The following is a 13,931-nucleotide window of genomic DNA, read 5'->3' on the forward strand; positions in this document are numbered from 1 at the left end:
CCGGATGAAAACGGCGAAACGGACGAACCGGGGTATGTTGCCCGCGAAGACGGTTCCATCCTGGTCGACGGTGCGTACAATGTGGATGATTTTATGGAAGAAATGGGCGTCGTGGCTTTCGACGATTTGCAGAAAGAGGACTTCAACACGTTGGGCGGACTGGCGATGTTTCTGCTGGGTCGCATCCCGGCCGAAAGAGATACATTCGATTACCGGAATCTCCATTTTGAAGTGGTGGATATGGACGCGAGCCGGGTGGACAAGCTGCTCGTCACCGTCGAAAAGCCGGCATAAAGACAAGGAGGAATGTTTCCAACATTCCTCCTTTCGTTCGCCAGCAAATTCTGATCCGTGCAGCCCAGCTTATAAATGGATCGCCTCCTCGTGCGAGGCCGCAGCCGCCTCCATAATCCCTTCCGACATCGTCGGGTGCGGGTGTATCGTCCGGATTATATCCTCCGCCGTGGTGCCGAGCGTCATACCTATCGACGGTTCCGCCACCATCTCCGTCACATTCAGCCCGAACAGGTGCGCCCCGAGCAGCTTGTCGGTATCCGCATCGAAAATCAGCTTTACCATTCCGTCCCGATTGCCCGCCGCCGTCGCCTTGCCGGAAGCCGTGTACGGGAATCGTCCGATCCGCAGCCGATAGCCCTGTTCCTTAGCCTGCGCCTCAGTCAGCCCGACCGACGACACCTCCGGCGTCGTGTAAATGCACGACGGAATCACCGCATAGTCCACCGCCTCCGGATTCCTACCTGCGATAAACTCCGCGCAATGAATCGCCTCCGCCGTCGCCACATGCGCCAGCGCAGCCGTCGGAATCATATCCCCGATGGCATAAATCCCCTCCGCCGAAGTCCGGTAATGCTCGTCCACCACCACCTTGCCCCGTTCGACCCGCACCCCGGCCGCCTCCAATCCGATCCCCTCGATATTGGCCGCAATCCCCACCGCCGACAGCACCACGTCCGCCTCCAAAACCTGCTCCCCTTTCTTCCCCGCCACCGTGACCAAACACTCTTTGTCCGTCGTTTCCGCTTTCTTGACCTCGGTACCCGTCATCACCGTGATTTTTGCCTTGCGGAACGAACGCTCCAGCAATTTGGAAATCTCCTCGTCTTCTAACGGCGCCAGCGCCGGCGCATATTCCACGATCGTGACCCGCGTCCCCAACGTGCTGAAAAACGTAGCGAACTCTGCGCCGATAGCCCCCGAGCCGATCACCACCATCGTCTCCGGCAACTCCGTCAAAGTCAAAGCCTGCCGCGAGGTAATGATCCGCTTCCCGTCCACCGGAATAAACGGAAATTCCCTCGGCCGCGCCCCCGTCGCCAGGATGATATGCTTCGCCTCGTACCGAGTCACAGTCCCGTCGGCAGCCGTAACGTCAACCGTATGCGGCACTTCGGTCAGCGATCCCGTTCCGATAATAACATCCACCTGATTCTTCTTCAGCAGGAAATCGATCCCTTTGCTCATCTGTTCCGCCACGCCGCGGCTCCGTTCTACCATGCGCGCCAAATCGGGCCGCACGGCCCCCTCTGCAATCTCCACTCCATAATCCGCCGCATGCGACGCATAGCGGTAAACCTCCGCACTTTTAAGCAGCGCTTTGGTCGGAATGCACCCCCAGTTCAGGCAAGTCCCGCCCAGTTCGGCCCGTTCGACCACCGCCGTGCGCAGCCCCAACTGCGCGCACCGTATCGCCGCCGCATATCCCCCCGGCCCGCTGCCGATCACCATGACATCGTATGACATATCTTTCTCGTTTTATGTAAATTATTTGGGCAGAATACTCTGTTCCGACCGCGGATTATAGAGCGGATTGACCTCGAACTTGCGTTTCTGCTTCGGCATTCCGTCCAGATAGTCCGGCCGCCGTTTGTAGACTTCGCTGTAATCGAAATAGTAGCCTTTGGCCCGTTTGGATCGCCCGTTCGTCGCCGCCTCCGGCATATTGTATACCGGAGCGTATTCCACCGTCCGGGACAGAATGATGAACTTGTTGTATTTCGCCCCGATCAGGTTCAGCACATCCTCCGCATCGCGCATATAGATCACATACCACGGCGCCTCCTCCCGCAGCCCCGTCCCCGTTGAACGGATCGCTTCCAGCACTCCGCTGATCTTAAACATCTGCACTGCCGCCCGCTCCGGCTCGTCGAGCATCTGGCAGGCGAAAGCCAATACGTTCAAGTCCCGCATACTGAACGGCTCTTCGCGCAGAATCTCGCGGGCGAACCCCGCGATCCGGCGATAATCGTCCGCCTCCAGTCGGGTTTTCTTGCCGAAAGCCATCTCCAGGCTGTCCGCATAAGGCGAGGTCAGCAAAGGCTTGTAATCCGGCTGTCCCGGATAACCGTAATAAAGATGCCGGAAATCGTCGAGAGTCAGTGTCGTATCCCCCCGTTCATACCGCGTCATCAGTTTCGGATAATAATACGGCGAGGCCGGATCCGCAACTTCGGTCGCAATCCGCGCATAATCCGGAGCCGACACGGAATCCGATCCGGGAACCGGTTCCTGCGCCTGTGCGCTAAAAAAGCTATGACAAAGAGCGGCGCAAACCGCCACGATGAATTTTCGCATATATCTGATCATGGAAAAACAAAAAGCCTGCTGCGCCGGAGCTGTGTGAAGCACCGTCCGCAACAGGACAAATATACGAACAAAATATCAGCCGAAAAATGCGAGGAATCACAACCCGTACCGGTCGATTTGGTACTTGAGTTTCGCCACCAATCCCTCGCTGGCCGGCACCAGCGGCAGCCGGAGGTTGTTGCCGATGATCCCTTTGATCGCCAGCGCCGCTTTCGCCCCCACCGGATTCCCTTCCGCAAACAGCAGGTCGGTCGCTTCGTGCAGATGCAGATTCAGCGGAGCCGCTTGTTGCGTGTTCCCCGCCAGCGCCGCATGGATCATGCAGCACATCGTATCCGGAAAAACATTGGCCGACACGGAGATCACCCCGTCGCCCCCCATAGCCACCATCGCCAAAGCCAGGTTATCCTCGCCCGACAAGACAAAGAAACCTTTCGGCCTGTCCCGCAGGATATAAGCGGCCTGCGACAGAATGCCCGATGCCTCTTTCACGGCGATCGCCCGGCCCGGAAAAGCATGCGCCAGCCGCAGCGTCGTTTCCGCCGTCATATTGACCCCCGTCCTGCCCGGAACATTGTACAGGATCACCGGCAGCGGCGCCGCCTCCAGCAGCGCACTGAAATGGGCGTACAATCCCGCCTGGTTCGGCTTATTGTAGTACGGCGTGACCGACAGGATCGCGCTCACTCCGGACAAGTCGAACGTCTGCATAGTCCGGATCACCTCCGCCGTATTGTTCCCGCCGATGCCCACGACGATCGGCAAATGGCGCGGATTGTGCGCCACGCAGTGCCGCACGACCTGATGCCGCTCCTCTGCCGTCATAGTGGCCGGTTCGCCCGTGGTACCCAGCACGACCATATAATCGACACCTCCCGCCGTGATATGGTCGATCAGCGAAGTCAGGGCAGGGTAGTCCACCTCCCCGCCGTCCGTGAACGGCGTTACTAAAGCGACGCCTACACCCCTAAGATTAATCGACATAGTCTATTGAGTTGGTTATTTATAACATTTCATTGAGCCTTGCGGGGAGTGCTGTTCGATACTCGAACCGATCGGTTTGCTTAGTAAAGCGGGTCGCCGCCAGCAGAAAGAGCAACGAGCTCCGCCGCAATTCGGAGCTACAACAACACATTTGAACTCTTTTGCGTGCCGAATGCCTCCTCCTATGCCGCCTCAAAAGTCTTCTTACATAGAAAACGGCAGTACCGCACGCGTAAAAAGAACAATGTCCGGCACAAACAAACCTTTACCGTGTGCAAAGGTACGGTTATTCCGTTCGGATGGCACCGGCGGGAAGCGATTTTACACTAAAACAACGTCTGTTGTTTAATTTCCAACACTTTCCCCGCGTTTTCCGTCCCCTCCCCCGCATCGTCAATCAGGTGCATGAAATCCGCCTCGGAAATAATCCGCACCCCGAGTTTCGTCGCCGTTTCGAGCTTTTTCGGCCCGATCCCCGCCCCCGCCAGCAAGTAGTCCGTCGTTTTCGAGACGCTGCTCTGATTCGTTCCCGAATGCAGCTCGATGAGTTCTTTCAGCTCCGGCCGCGAATGGTGCTCAAAAGTTCCCGAAATCACGATCTTTTTTCCTGCCAAAGCATCCGAAAGTTTCGCCCTCTGCACCGCTTCGAGTTGCACCCCCGCCCGCCGCAGCCGTTCGATGATGGCCACATTCCGCGGATCGGCGAAATAGGCGAGGATGCTGTCCGCAATCTTTTCCCCCACCTCCTCGACCTCCAGCAATTTCTCGCGCGGAGCCGCCATCAGCGCATCGACCGACGGAATGGCCGCCGCCAGCTTCTTGGCCGTCGTCTCGCCCACATACCGGATCCCGATCGCAAACAACACCCGCGCATAAGGCACCTCCAACGACCTGGCGATGCTGCCTATGATGTTCTCCGCCGACTTCTGTCCCAACCGTTCCAGCGGCACCAGATGTTCCACTTCCAGATCATATAAATTGGCAATATCGCCCAGCAAACCGTTATTATACAAGAGTTGCACCGTCTCGTCCCCCAACCCCTCGATATTCATCGCCTTGCGCGAGATGTAGTGGACGATCCGCCCCACGATCTGCGGCGGACAGCCCGTCGCGTTCGGACAATAGTGCTTCGCCTCGTCCGCCTCCTTCACCAACCCGGTGCCGCACTCCGGACAATGCGTGACGTAGCGGAACGGCACACTGTCCGCCGGCCGCCGGTCGAGATCGACCCCCACGATCTTCGGAATGATCTCGCCCCCCTTTTCGACCAGCACCGTGTCGCCGATCCGAATGTCCAGCAGCTCGATCTGTTCGGCGTTGTGCAGCGAAGCGCGCTTGACCGTCGTCCCGGCCAACCGCACCGGCTCCAAGTTGGCCACCGGCGTAATGGCCCCCGTCCGTCCGACTTGGAAATCGACCGACACGAGCCGCGTGGCCGCCTGCTCCGCTTTGAACTTATAGGCCACCGCCCACCGCGGAGCCTTGGCCGTCGCCCCCAGATCCCGCTGCAGTTTGATACTGTCCACCTTGATGACCGCTCCGTCCGTTTCGTAAGGCAGCTCGTGCCGCGCCGTATCCCAGTAATGGATATAATCCATAATCTCGCCCACCGAACGGCACAGCCGCACCGCCGACGAAGTCTTGAACCCCCATATTTTCAAACGCTGCAGCGTCTCGTAGTGCGACGCTGCCACCGGCTCGTCCGACTGCACGGCATACAGCACCGCATCCAGCCCCCGCTGCGCCACGACCGCCGAGTTCTGCTGCTTGAGCGTCCCGGCCGCCGCATTGCGCGGATTAGCGAACGGCTCCTCGCCGATGTCCGCCCGTTCGGCATTGAGCCGCTCGAAACTCTCGTGCGGCATGTAAATCTCGCCCCGCACCTCCATATACGCCGGCCACCCTTCGTCCTGCAAAGTCATCGGGATACTGCGGATCGTCCGCACATTGGCCGACACATCGTCCCCCACAGTCCCGTCTCCTCGTGTCACCGCCCGCACGAACCGCCCGTTTTCGTAGGTCAGGGAAATCGCCGTGCCGTCGAATTTCAGTTCGCAGCAGTAGCCTGCCGCCTGCGAAGCCTCCGCCTCTTTCTCGATCCGCGCCACGAACTCCCACACCTCCTCCTCCGAATAGGTGTTCCCTAACGAGAGCATCGGATAGCGGTGCCGTACCTGCTCGAACTCTTTGGTCAGGTCGCTGCCGACCCGCCGCGTGGGCGAATTGGGATCGGCAAACTCCGGATGGGCCGTTTCGAGCGCCGTCAGCTCGGCCATCAACCGGTCGTACTCCCTATCCTCAGCCGACGGAGCATTCAGTACGTAATAATTATAGTTCAGCCGGTCGATCACCCGGCGCAAATGGTCTATTTTTTGCTTTACCTCGTTCATGGACAGACATTCTGTTGTGTAGAGCCGCAGGGCGGCTCCCAAAGGTAAACAATAGCTTGCTCAAAGAAAAATGCGCCGACCTTTTGGAGCTTCTAATTTTTGCTTATACTTGCAGAAAATTTTAACGATAAGACCTTACGAAATCACATTATGACAAGCAAAGCGGCAAATGCAAAGAAGCGTGTGATAGTCAGCCATCTGAATCTGAGCCCTGAATTGCTCGAGGCGTTCAAGGCGACCTATCCGTCCGGCTACGGCGAGGCTTTGATCCGCATCGACAAACCGGGCGGCGATTTCTTCTATGCAGTGCCGTTCGAAACCGAACAGATCAGCTACTTGGTCAAGGTCGACGTCAAAATCGACACCAAACCGGAAGAGGAACTCGACAAGGACTATTACGCAGACGACGAAGACGAAATATCGGGTGCCGAGCAGATAGCAGACGACGCAGACGACGACGATGAATAGAAACCGGAAATACAGCAACGGAACCATTACTGTGGTATGGCAGCCTGCCGAATGTATCCATTCGGGGGAGTGTTTTACGTCGCTGCGCAAAGTGTTCGACCCGACCAAACGGCCGTGGGTGGATATGGAAAGGGCTTCGACCGAGGAGATCATCGACGTGGTGGAGCGCTGCCCGACCCGCGCACTGACCTTTTTCTGGAACGATCCCGCTGCCGTTATCGCGGAAAAGGAACATTCACCGAAATTATTCGACACCAGAACATTGGATAGCCTGTTTCCTGCGCCGACCGCTGAAAAAGAAGCCGCCGAAGCGAACGGAACGGCTCCTGCGGCCAAAATCACGTATCGTCTCGGAGGGCCGCTGGTCGTGGAAGGGCATTTTCATATTATCGGTCAGGACGGCCGTATGATCCAGTCGAAACTGACCATGGCCTCTTTGTGCCGGTGCGGGCTGTCCGACAATCAGCCGTTCTGCGACGGCGCGCATTTCAAAGCAGGATTCCGCCGATAATTGCCGACTCCGAACGGGGCTGCATCTTTTTCCTCTGCAATGCCTCGTCGATCTTTTTCCCTCACAACTTATTATTTCGTTATCGCTCGATAAACGACGGAACTCCGGCCGATCGCCGAAAAGCGTTTTTGGGGGAGGGAGGAATCCGAATCGAATACCCGCTGTCGCAATCGAACGAAAAACATTATCTTTGGACGTCGATCGGCAAAGGATACCGGTCGAATGAATCTTTTTTCGAGGGAAAACCGACTACACACACGTTATGGCAGTCACGAATAACACTATGATTCTGCGTCGTGAATTGCTCACGCGCATTGTCAAGTTGCTGAACGACAATACGCTGGAGGAGAATATCGACCGCATCCCGTACCTGATGCGGCCGAAAGGGTCTGCCGAGGTGTCGCGGTGCTGCATCTATAAAGACCGCGCGATGCTCAAATACCGGGCCATGGGGGTGCTCGGATTCGGGATCGACGAAGAGGAGGACGAGATGACCTCGCTGGCGGATTATGCGCGGATGGCCTTCGCCCGGGATCATGTGTCGGAAAATCCGCTGTCGGTGATGACCGACGCCTGCTCGGCATGCGTGAAAGTCAACTACGTGGTGACCAATATGTGCCGGGGTTGCGTGGCACGGCCGTGCGAAGTCAACTGCAACAAAGGAGCGATTCATTTCGTGAACGGACAGGCCAACATCGACTCGTCCCAATGCGTCAACTGCGGACTGTGCATGAAGAACTGCCCGTTCCATGCCATCGTTTACATTCCGGTGCCGTGCGAAGAGTCGTGTCCGGTAGGAGCTATCAGCAAGGACGAACACGGAAAGGAACACATCGATCCGGAAAAGTGCATATACTGCGGACGGTGTCTGTCGGCCTGCCCGTTCGGCGCGGTGGTCGAAAAGTCGCACTTGGTCGAGCTGTTCAAGGCATTTCGGTCGCCGCGGCCGGTGGTTGCGCTCGTGGCACCGGCGGTGGCGGGGCAGTTCAAGACTTCGCTGGAGAATATTATAGGGTCTATACGGAAACTGGGCTTCGACGACGTGATCGAAGTGGCGAAAGGGGCCGATGTGACCACGAAGAACGAAGCGGCGGAATTTGCGGAACGAGTTTTGGAACAGGGAGCTCCGTTTATGACGACATCGTGCTGCCCCTCATACTACAGGCTGGCCCATAAGCATATTCCGGAGGTGGCGCAGTTCGTGTCGCATACGCGCAGTCCGATGTACTATGCCGCGGAAATCGCGCGGCGGCAATATCCGGATGCGACGATCGTTTTCGTCGGGCCGTGCGTGGCAAAACGGAAGGAGGCCTACTATGATCCGAACGTGGATCTGATGCTGAGTTTCGAGGAGCTGGGAACGATGTTCGTGGCCATGGGCGTGGACGCCTTTACCAACGGGACGGCAGTCGCTTTGGACGAGGACATTATGCCGAGCAGCCGGGGATATGCGGCCAGCGAAGGGGTGATGGGCGCCGTGGCTGCGGCTTTGCCGGAGGAATGTAAAGACCGAATCAAACCGGTAGTCATCAACGGAATCGACCGGCAGGCCATCAAAGACCTGCGGAGCTATGCCAAAAGTTGTCCGGGGAATATGGTGGAGGTCATGGCGTGCGAGGGAGGATGTGTCAATGGCTGCAATGTCATCGCCAATCCGAAAGTCGCGGCGCGTCAGGTCAAAGAACTGGCCAAGTAAACACGAAGTAATTTCTATACTAACGATATGAACCTGAAAGTAAAAGTAACCGACCGGATTTACTGGTTGGGAGTCAACGACCGGCGTAAGGAACTGTTTGAAAATCTATGGCCGCTGCCGGACGGGGTGAACTACAATTCTTATCTGATTACGGACGAAAAGACCGCCTTGCTGGATACCATAGAAATGGGAACCGGCGGGGATTATGTGGGCTGGATCGAGCATCTGCTGGGCGAGCAGGGGCGGACGGATCTGGACTATCTGATTATAAACCACATGGAACCCGACCATTCGGGCGAGATCGGAGAGATCGTGCGGCGCTGGCCGAACGTGCGGATCGTGGGGAACGGGAAGACATTCAAGATATTGGAGGGATATTACGGCATCACCGAAAACCTGGTCGAAGTCAACGACGGAGAGACACTGGATTTGGGACACCATAAACTCCAGTTCGTGATGACCCCGTGGGTGCACTGGCCGGAAACCATGATGTCTTACGATACGACGGAACAGATTCTGTTTTCCGGCGACGCTTTCGGGACATTCGGGACATTGGACGGAGCGGTTTTCGACGATGAGATTCCGAACTTCGACGAAAAATATCTGAGCGAAATGCGGCGGTATTACTCCAATATCGTGGGGAAATACAGCAATATGGTGCAAAAAGCCTTCTGCAAACTCAACACGGTGCCGCTCCGTGTGATCTGCCCGCTCCACGGGCCGGTATGGCGGAGCAACCCGGGCAAGGTGATCGAACTGTACGACAAGTGGAGCCGGTACGAAGCGGAAGACGGAGTGGTGATTATTTACGGCTCGATGTACGGCAACAATGCCGCGACGGCGGACTATATCGCCCGGAAGTGCGCCGAGGCGGGCATTCGGAAAATCAAAGTGCACGATGCTTCTAAAACGCATCTTTCATACCTGATTAACGACATCTGGCGGTACCGGGGGGTGATTCTGGGGAGCTGTGCATATAATACCCACATGTTTCCGACCGTCGAACGCTTGACCACCGAACTGCTGCATATGGGCGTGAAGAATAAAGTATTGGGCCTGTTCGGTTCGTACAGCTGGAACGGCGGCGGAGTCAAGAACCTCAAGACTTTTGCAGAGGCCATCTGCTGGCCGCTGGTGGCGGAACCGGTGGACGTGTTCGGCACGCCGACCCCGGAAAAACTCGCGGCAGCGGATGCAATTGCCACGGGTATGGCAGAGGCGTTGAAACTTAAAGATTAGATTCTGATGCGGGAGATCATTGCGGGCACCTCGCACACGGCCTCTCTTACGGTTGCAGAGGCTCATACCGCCGTAGCCTTGGGCTCGGGGGATTTGCCGGTGCTGGGGACACCGGCCTTGGCTGCCCTGATGGAGAATGCGGCGATGAAGGCCATAGCTCCGTTCCTGGATCGTACGCCGGAAGCAATGAGCAGCGTGGGCATTGCACTGAACATCTCCCACGAGCGGGCGTCCTCAATTGGCGAACAGATTCGGGCTACGGCTACCGTGACAGCGGTCGACGGGCGGCGAGTCGATTTCGATATTCAGGCTTCGGACAGCTCCGGCCGTATTATCGGTCGGGGTACGCATACTCGATTTATCGTGAATACCGAAAAATTTATGGCCAAAATCCGATAAATAATCGTAAATTTGAAGATAGATTCCGGATGCGGAAACATAATTACTTAAAACCCAATACATAATGAGCGAAAAAAAATTTCCGGCAGGAGTTCTCACGGGAGACAAAGTAGGACAGTTGTTCGCCTATGCCAAAGAAAAAGGATTTGCCATTCCGGCGGTGAACGTGACCGGCACCGACACGATCAATGCGGTGCTCGAAGCCGCTGCAACGATCAATTCTCCGGTAATTATCCAAATCTCGAACGGCGGCGCGGCTTTCGTTGCAGGGAAAGGATTGAAATTGGAAGGGCAGGAGGCACAGGTGCTGGGGGCTATCGCTGCGGCCAAACACGTGCACACGGTGGCTAAGGCATACGGGGTGCCGGTGATTCTGCACACCGACCATGCGGCCAAGAAATTGCTGCCGTGGATCGACGGCTTGTTGGATGCCAGCGAAAAACACTTTGCGGAAACGGGAACGCCGCTCTTCAGCTCCCACATGCTCGACCTGAGCGAAGAACCGATCAACGAAAACCTCGAAATCTGCTCGAAATACCTGACCCGGATGTCCAAGATGGGGATGACCCTCGAAATCGAACTCGGGATTACCGGCGGGGAAGAGGATGGGGTGGACAACTCGCACGTCGATTCGTCGAAACTCTACACCCAGCCGGAAGACGTTTGCAAGGCTTACGAAACCTTGATGAAAATCAGTCCGAACTTTACCATCGCCGCTTCGTTCGGGAACGTACACGGGGTTTACAAACCGGGGAACGTGGTGCTCGAACCGAAGATTCTGCGCGACTCGCAGGCATATATCCACAAGACCTTGAAGACGGCGACGGACAAACCGGTGAACTTCGTCTTCCACGGCGGCTCGGGCTCGGAACCGGAAAAAATCGCCGAAGCCATTACCTACGGGGTCATCAAGATGAACATCGACACCGACACCCAATGGGCATTCTGGAACGGAATCCGCCAGTTCTACAAAAAGAACGAGGCTTACCTGCAAGGACAGCTCGGCAATCCGGAAGGACCGGACAAACCCAATAAAAAATACTACGATCCGCGGAACTGGCTGCGGGCAGGGGAAACGTCGATTATCGAACGCCTGAAAATCGCGTTTGAAAACTTGAACTGCGTCAATGTCCTGTCATAATATCGACTGCTCTTCACACCAACCATGAAGCGACACGGAACAGCCCTTGACTTATCCTGCATAAGTCGTACAGGGCTGTTTCTGTTATGATTCCGCCTACACGATTTTTTCACGAAATTCACTCAAATTCATTCCAACCGTTTTCAACCATGAAAAATGCAGTAGCCATACTTTGCGCCGGAGGTCCTGCACCGGGCATCAACACCGTCATCAGCGCCGTGACCAAGATTTTCAGTCAGAACGGCTATCAAGTCATCGGACTCAACGGCGGATACAAAAGTCTGGTGAGCGACGAACCGGATTTCGTCTACCTCGATTTCGAGACCGCCGACACCATTTACTGTCGGGGAGGGTCGGCCTTGGTGATGAGCCGGTACAAACCGACCGACAAAGAATTCCGCACCGACTTTTTTGAACGGTACAACGTCAAAGTGCTGGTCACGATCGGCGGAGACGACACGGCATCGACCGCCAACCGGCTGACCAAATTCCTCAAGCAGAAAGGGGTCGATGTGGCCAGCATCCATGTGCCGAAGACCATTGACAACGACCTGCCGCTGCCGGCCGGGTATCCGACCTTCGGGTATAATTCGGCGAAAGAAGAGGGGGTCAAGCTGGCCACGACCTTGTATGAAGATGCGCGGACCAGCGGAAACTGGTTCGTCGTGTCGGCCATGGGGCGCGAAGCGGGGCACTTGGCTTTCGGGATCGGAGCGGCCTGCCACTACCCGATGATCGTCATCCCGGAAATGTTTAACAAGACCCCGATCACGTTCGACAAGATCACGCGGCTCGTCATCTCGTCGATGGTGAAACGGCGCCTGATGGGGATTCCGTACGGGGTGGCAGTGATTTCGGAAGGAGTTTTCCACTTCATGAACGACGAAGAGGTGATCAACACCGGCGTGCAGTTTACCTACGACGAACACGGACATCCGGAGCTGGGTAATGTCAGCAAGTCGCACATCTTCAACATGCTCGTACAGCAGAAACTCAAGACGCTGCGCATCAAGGTAAAGAGCCGGCCGAACGAGATGGGGTACGAACTGCGCTGCTGCCGGCCGATCGCTTATGACTTGTCTTATGCGACACAGTTGGGGCTGGGGGTTTACGAGTTGTATCAGGCGGGGCATAGCGGCTGCATGGTCACCGTCGGACGCGACGGCTCGGTCGAACCGCTCTTCATGGACAGCGTGGCGGACAAGGACGGAAAGATCATGCCGCGGCTCGTGGACGTGAACTCGCGGAAAATCCAGCAGATTATCCAGAACAACCTGCACTATATCACGCCGGAAGATTACAAAGGGGCGTCGAAGTACGTCGATAATCCGGAAGAGTACGACTTCATGAAGATTCTCGAATGGGATAAATAGCTTCCTCTTTTTTCGAGGATCTTTGTTGTTATGAAGAAAAAGCCTTTCCTGCGAGTTGCGGGAAAGGCTTTATTGTATATTTATTTCAGGTGCGCTGCAATGCGTCCGAAAATCCGTTCCGGAGGCAAATCGTTCAGACAAGCGTAATCGCCGCGCCAACACTCCTTGTGTCCGTACACCGAGCAAGGCCGGCACGGCATGTCCAGCCCCACCGCATCCGCCAACGATTGTCCCAACCCTAAGAAACCCGCATACGGATGCGTCGCTCCCCACACCGATACCACCGGCACCCCCACAAGCGACGCCATGTGCATCGCCGAAGAGTCCATCGACACCATCAAGTCCAGATTGGCCATCAGATCGATCTCTTCCCGCAGGCTGAACCTCCCGACAACCGATACGAAACGTCCCGTGGAATCTTCCGCCACAATCGCTCGAGCCAGTTCGCGCTCTTCTTCTCCGCCTCCGAAAATGAACACCCTTGCCGACGGATACCGCTCGACCAGCATCAGCGCCAAAGCCTGCATCTTTTCGACCGGATACACTTTCCCTTTATGCTGAGCGAACGGCGCAAAGCCGATCCAATATTCACCCGGTTCCCGTTTCAGTCCCAATCCCGCCGGAATCGGCCGCGACTGACGATATGCTGCGAGATCCGTCCCGATAACCGGAATGTCGAAACCCGCCGCACGGAATACGTCCGCATACCTTTCGATGCTCGTCCGCAACGGACGGAGCACTTTCCCCTGGCCGGGCATCGCCGTCAACGCTTTCTTTCCGGCGCGTCCCTTGTCGATATGATGATAAGATTTCCCGCTCGCCAGCCGGTAAAGTTTCCGCAGCAGCTTGGAATAGATTTTATCCTGAAGGTCGATCACCTGCTCGACATCCGGATGGGCTTCGCGCAGTTCCCGGAAAAGCCGTATCAACCCTTTGAGCCCCCGGTGATAATGGGCCAAGTCGATATTATGCAGTTTCAGATTCGGAATCCCGTCGAAAAAAGGCTCGTAAAACCTGCGGGTCAACAGCACGATCTCGGTCTGCGGATAACGACGCATCACCTCGGCAATCACCGGAGCGGTCATTGCCACATCCCCCATCGCAGAGGAACGGATCACCAATATTT

General features: G+C 56.4%; 13 protein-coding genes. 8 read left to right on the forward strand and 5 right to left on the reverse strand.

What is annotated here, in order from left to right; all coding sequences use genetic code 11:
- A partial coding sequence (locus tag Q0Z93_RS00445) for a transporter associated domain-containing protein (protein WP_298061439.1) occupies positions 1-294 on the forward strand: 294 nt, incomplete at its 5' end.
- A 69-nt stretch (positions 295-363) separates the two neighbouring features.
- On the opposite strand, the gene lpdA is transcribed toward Q0Z93_RS00445, so the two are convergent.
- The 4 genes from lpdA to ligA all read right to left on the reverse strand — a co-directional run bounded on the left by lpdA (position 364) and on the right by ligA (position 5,978).
- Positions 364-1,761: a dihydrolipoyl dehydrogenase gene (gene lpdA, locus Q0Z93_RS00450; protein ID WP_298061443.1), complete on the reverse strand. Its 1,398-nt coding sequence runs from the start codon at positions 1,759-1,761 to the stop codon at positions 364-366.
- A gap of 21 nt (positions 1,762-1,782) precedes the next feature.
- Positions 1,783-2,592 carry a DUF4919 domain-containing protein gene (locus Q0Z93_RS00455; protein ID WP_298061445.1) on the reverse strand — a complete coding sequence of 270 codons (810 nt, stop codon included), beginning with the start codon at positions 2,590-2,592 and terminating at the stop codon, positions 1,783-1,785.
- A gap of 108 nt (positions 2,593-2,700) precedes the next feature.
- Entirely contained in the window at positions 2,701-3,588 is an 888-nt protein-coding gene (gene dapA, locus Q0Z93_RS00460) for a 4-hydroxy-tetrahydrodipicolinate synthase (protein ID WP_298061449.1), read from the reverse strand.
- 326 nt (positions 3,589-3,914) lie between these two features.
- Positions 3,915-5,978, reverse strand: a complete 2,064-nt coding sequence (ligA, locus tag Q0Z93_RS00465; protein ID WP_298061451.1) for an NAD-dependent DNA ligase LigA — start codon at positions 5,976-5,978, stop codon at positions 3,915-3,917.
- 150 nt (positions 5,979-6,128) lie between these two features.
- Between ligA and Q0Z93_RS00470 the strand changes: the two genes are divergently transcribed.
- The 7 genes from Q0Z93_RS00470 (at position 6,129) to Q0Z93_RS00500 (ending at position 12,805) form a co-directional block, all read left to right on the forward strand.
- Positions 6,129-6,446 carry a hypothetical protein gene (locus Q0Z93_RS00470; RefSeq protein ID WP_298061452.1) on the forward strand — a complete coding sequence of 106 codons (318 nt, stop codon included), beginning with the start codon at positions 6,129-6,131 and terminating at the stop codon, positions 6,444-6,446.
- A complete protein-coding gene (locus Q0Z93_RS00475) occupies positions 6,439-6,957 on the forward strand; it encodes a (4Fe-4S)-binding protein (RefSeq protein WP_298061454.1) in 519 nt (172 codons plus the stop codon). The genes Q0Z93_RS00470 and Q0Z93_RS00475 overlap by 8 nt, the downstream gene beginning before the upstream one ends.
- Positions 6,958-7,219: 262 nt before the next feature.
- Positions 7,220-8,653, forward strand: a complete 1,434-nt coding sequence (locus Q0Z93_RS00480; protein ID WP_298061455.1) for a monomeric [FeFe] hydrogenase — start codon at positions 7,220-7,222, stop codon at positions 8,651-8,653.
- A gap of 27 nt (positions 8,654-8,680) precedes the next feature.
- A complete protein-coding gene (locus Q0Z93_RS00485; RefSeq protein ID WP_298061458.1) occupies positions 8,681-9,892 on the forward strand; it encodes an FprA family A-type flavoprotein in 1,212 nt (403 codons plus the stop codon).
- Positions 9,893-9,898: 6 nt separating this feature from the next.
- Positions 9,899-10,291 (forward strand): thioesterase family protein, encoded by a 393-nt coding sequence (locus tag Q0Z93_RS00490; protein WP_298061459.1) that lies wholly within the window; start codon positions 9,899-9,901, stop codon positions 10,289-10,291.
- A gap of 64 nt (positions 10,292-10,355) precedes the next feature.
- On the forward strand, positions 10,356-11,432 hold the full coding sequence (gene fbaA, locus Q0Z93_RS00495; RefSeq protein ID WP_298061461.1) for a class II fructose-bisphosphate aldolase: 1,077 nt from the start codon (positions 10,356-10,358) through the stop codon (positions 11,430-11,432).
- 149 nt (positions 11,433-11,581) lie between these two features.
- Complete coding sequence (locus Q0Z93_RS00500) at positions 11,582-12,805, forward strand: 6-phosphofructokinase (RefSeq protein ID WP_298061464.1); 1,224 nt, start codon at positions 11,582-11,584, stop codon at positions 12,803-12,805.
- Positions 12,806-12,885: 80 nt separating this feature from the next.
- Here the strand turns inward: Q0Z93_RS00500 and Q0Z93_RS00505 are convergent, their stop codons facing one another.
- Positions 12,886-13,923 (reverse strand): glycosyltransferase family 9 protein, encoded by a 1,038-nt coding sequence (locus tag Q0Z93_RS00505; protein ID WP_298061466.1) that lies wholly within the window; start codon positions 13,921-13,923, stop codon positions 12,886-12,888.
- Positions 13,924-13,931: the final 8 nt, after the last annotated feature.

The organism is uncultured Rikenella sp. (assembly GCF_947628055.1).
Classification (GTDB): domain Bacteria; phylum Bacteroidota; class Bacteroidia; order Bacteroidales; family Rikenellaceae; genus Rikenella.

Excerpts from the sequence above, each read along its gene's own strand:
- Q0Z93_RS00470 (WP_298061452.1), top strand. The coding sequence starts at position 6,129 with ATGACAAGCAAAGCGGCAAATGCAAAGAAGCGTGTGATAGTCAGCCAT.
- dapA (WP_298061449.1), bottom strand. The coding sequence starts at position 3,588 with ATGTCGATTAATCTTAGGGGTGTAGGCGTCGCTTTAGTAACGCCGTTC.
- Q0Z93_RS00480 (WP_298061455.1), top strand. The coding sequence starts at position 7,220 with ATGGCAGTCACGAATAACACTATGATTCTGCGTCGTGAATTGCTCACG.
- Q0Z93_RS00490 (WP_298061459.1), top strand. The coding sequence starts at position 9,899 with ATGCGGGAGATCATTGCGGGCACCTCGCACACGGCCTCTCTTACGGTT.
- Q0Z93_RS00475 (WP_298061454.1), top strand. The coding sequence starts at position 6,439 with ATGAATAGAAACCGGAAATACAGCAACGGAACCATTACTGTGGTATGG.
- ligA (WP_298061451.1), bottom strand. The coding sequence starts at position 5,978 with ATGAACGAGGTAAAGCAAAAAATAGACCATTTGCGCCGGGTGATCGAC.
- Q0Z93_RS00485 (WP_298061458.1), top strand. The coding sequence starts at position 8,681 with ATGAACCTGAAAGTAAAAGTAACCGACCGGATTTACTGGTTGGGAGTC.
- fbaA (WP_298061461.1), top strand. The coding sequence starts at position 10,356 with ATGAGCGAAAAAAAATTTCCGGCAGGAGTTCTCACGGGAGACAAAGTA.
- lpdA (WP_298061443.1), bottom strand. The coding sequence starts at position 1,761 with ATGTCATACGATGTCATGGTGATCGGCAGCGGGCCGGGGGGATATGCG.
- Q0Z93_RS00455 (WP_298061445.1), bottom strand. The coding sequence starts at position 2,592 with ATGCGAAAATTCATCGTGGCGGTTTGCGCCGCTCTTTGTCATAGCTTT.
- Q0Z93_RS00500 (WP_298061464.1), top strand. The coding sequence starts at position 11,582 with ATGAAAAATGCAGTAGCCATACTTTGCGCCGGAGGTCCTGCACCGGGC.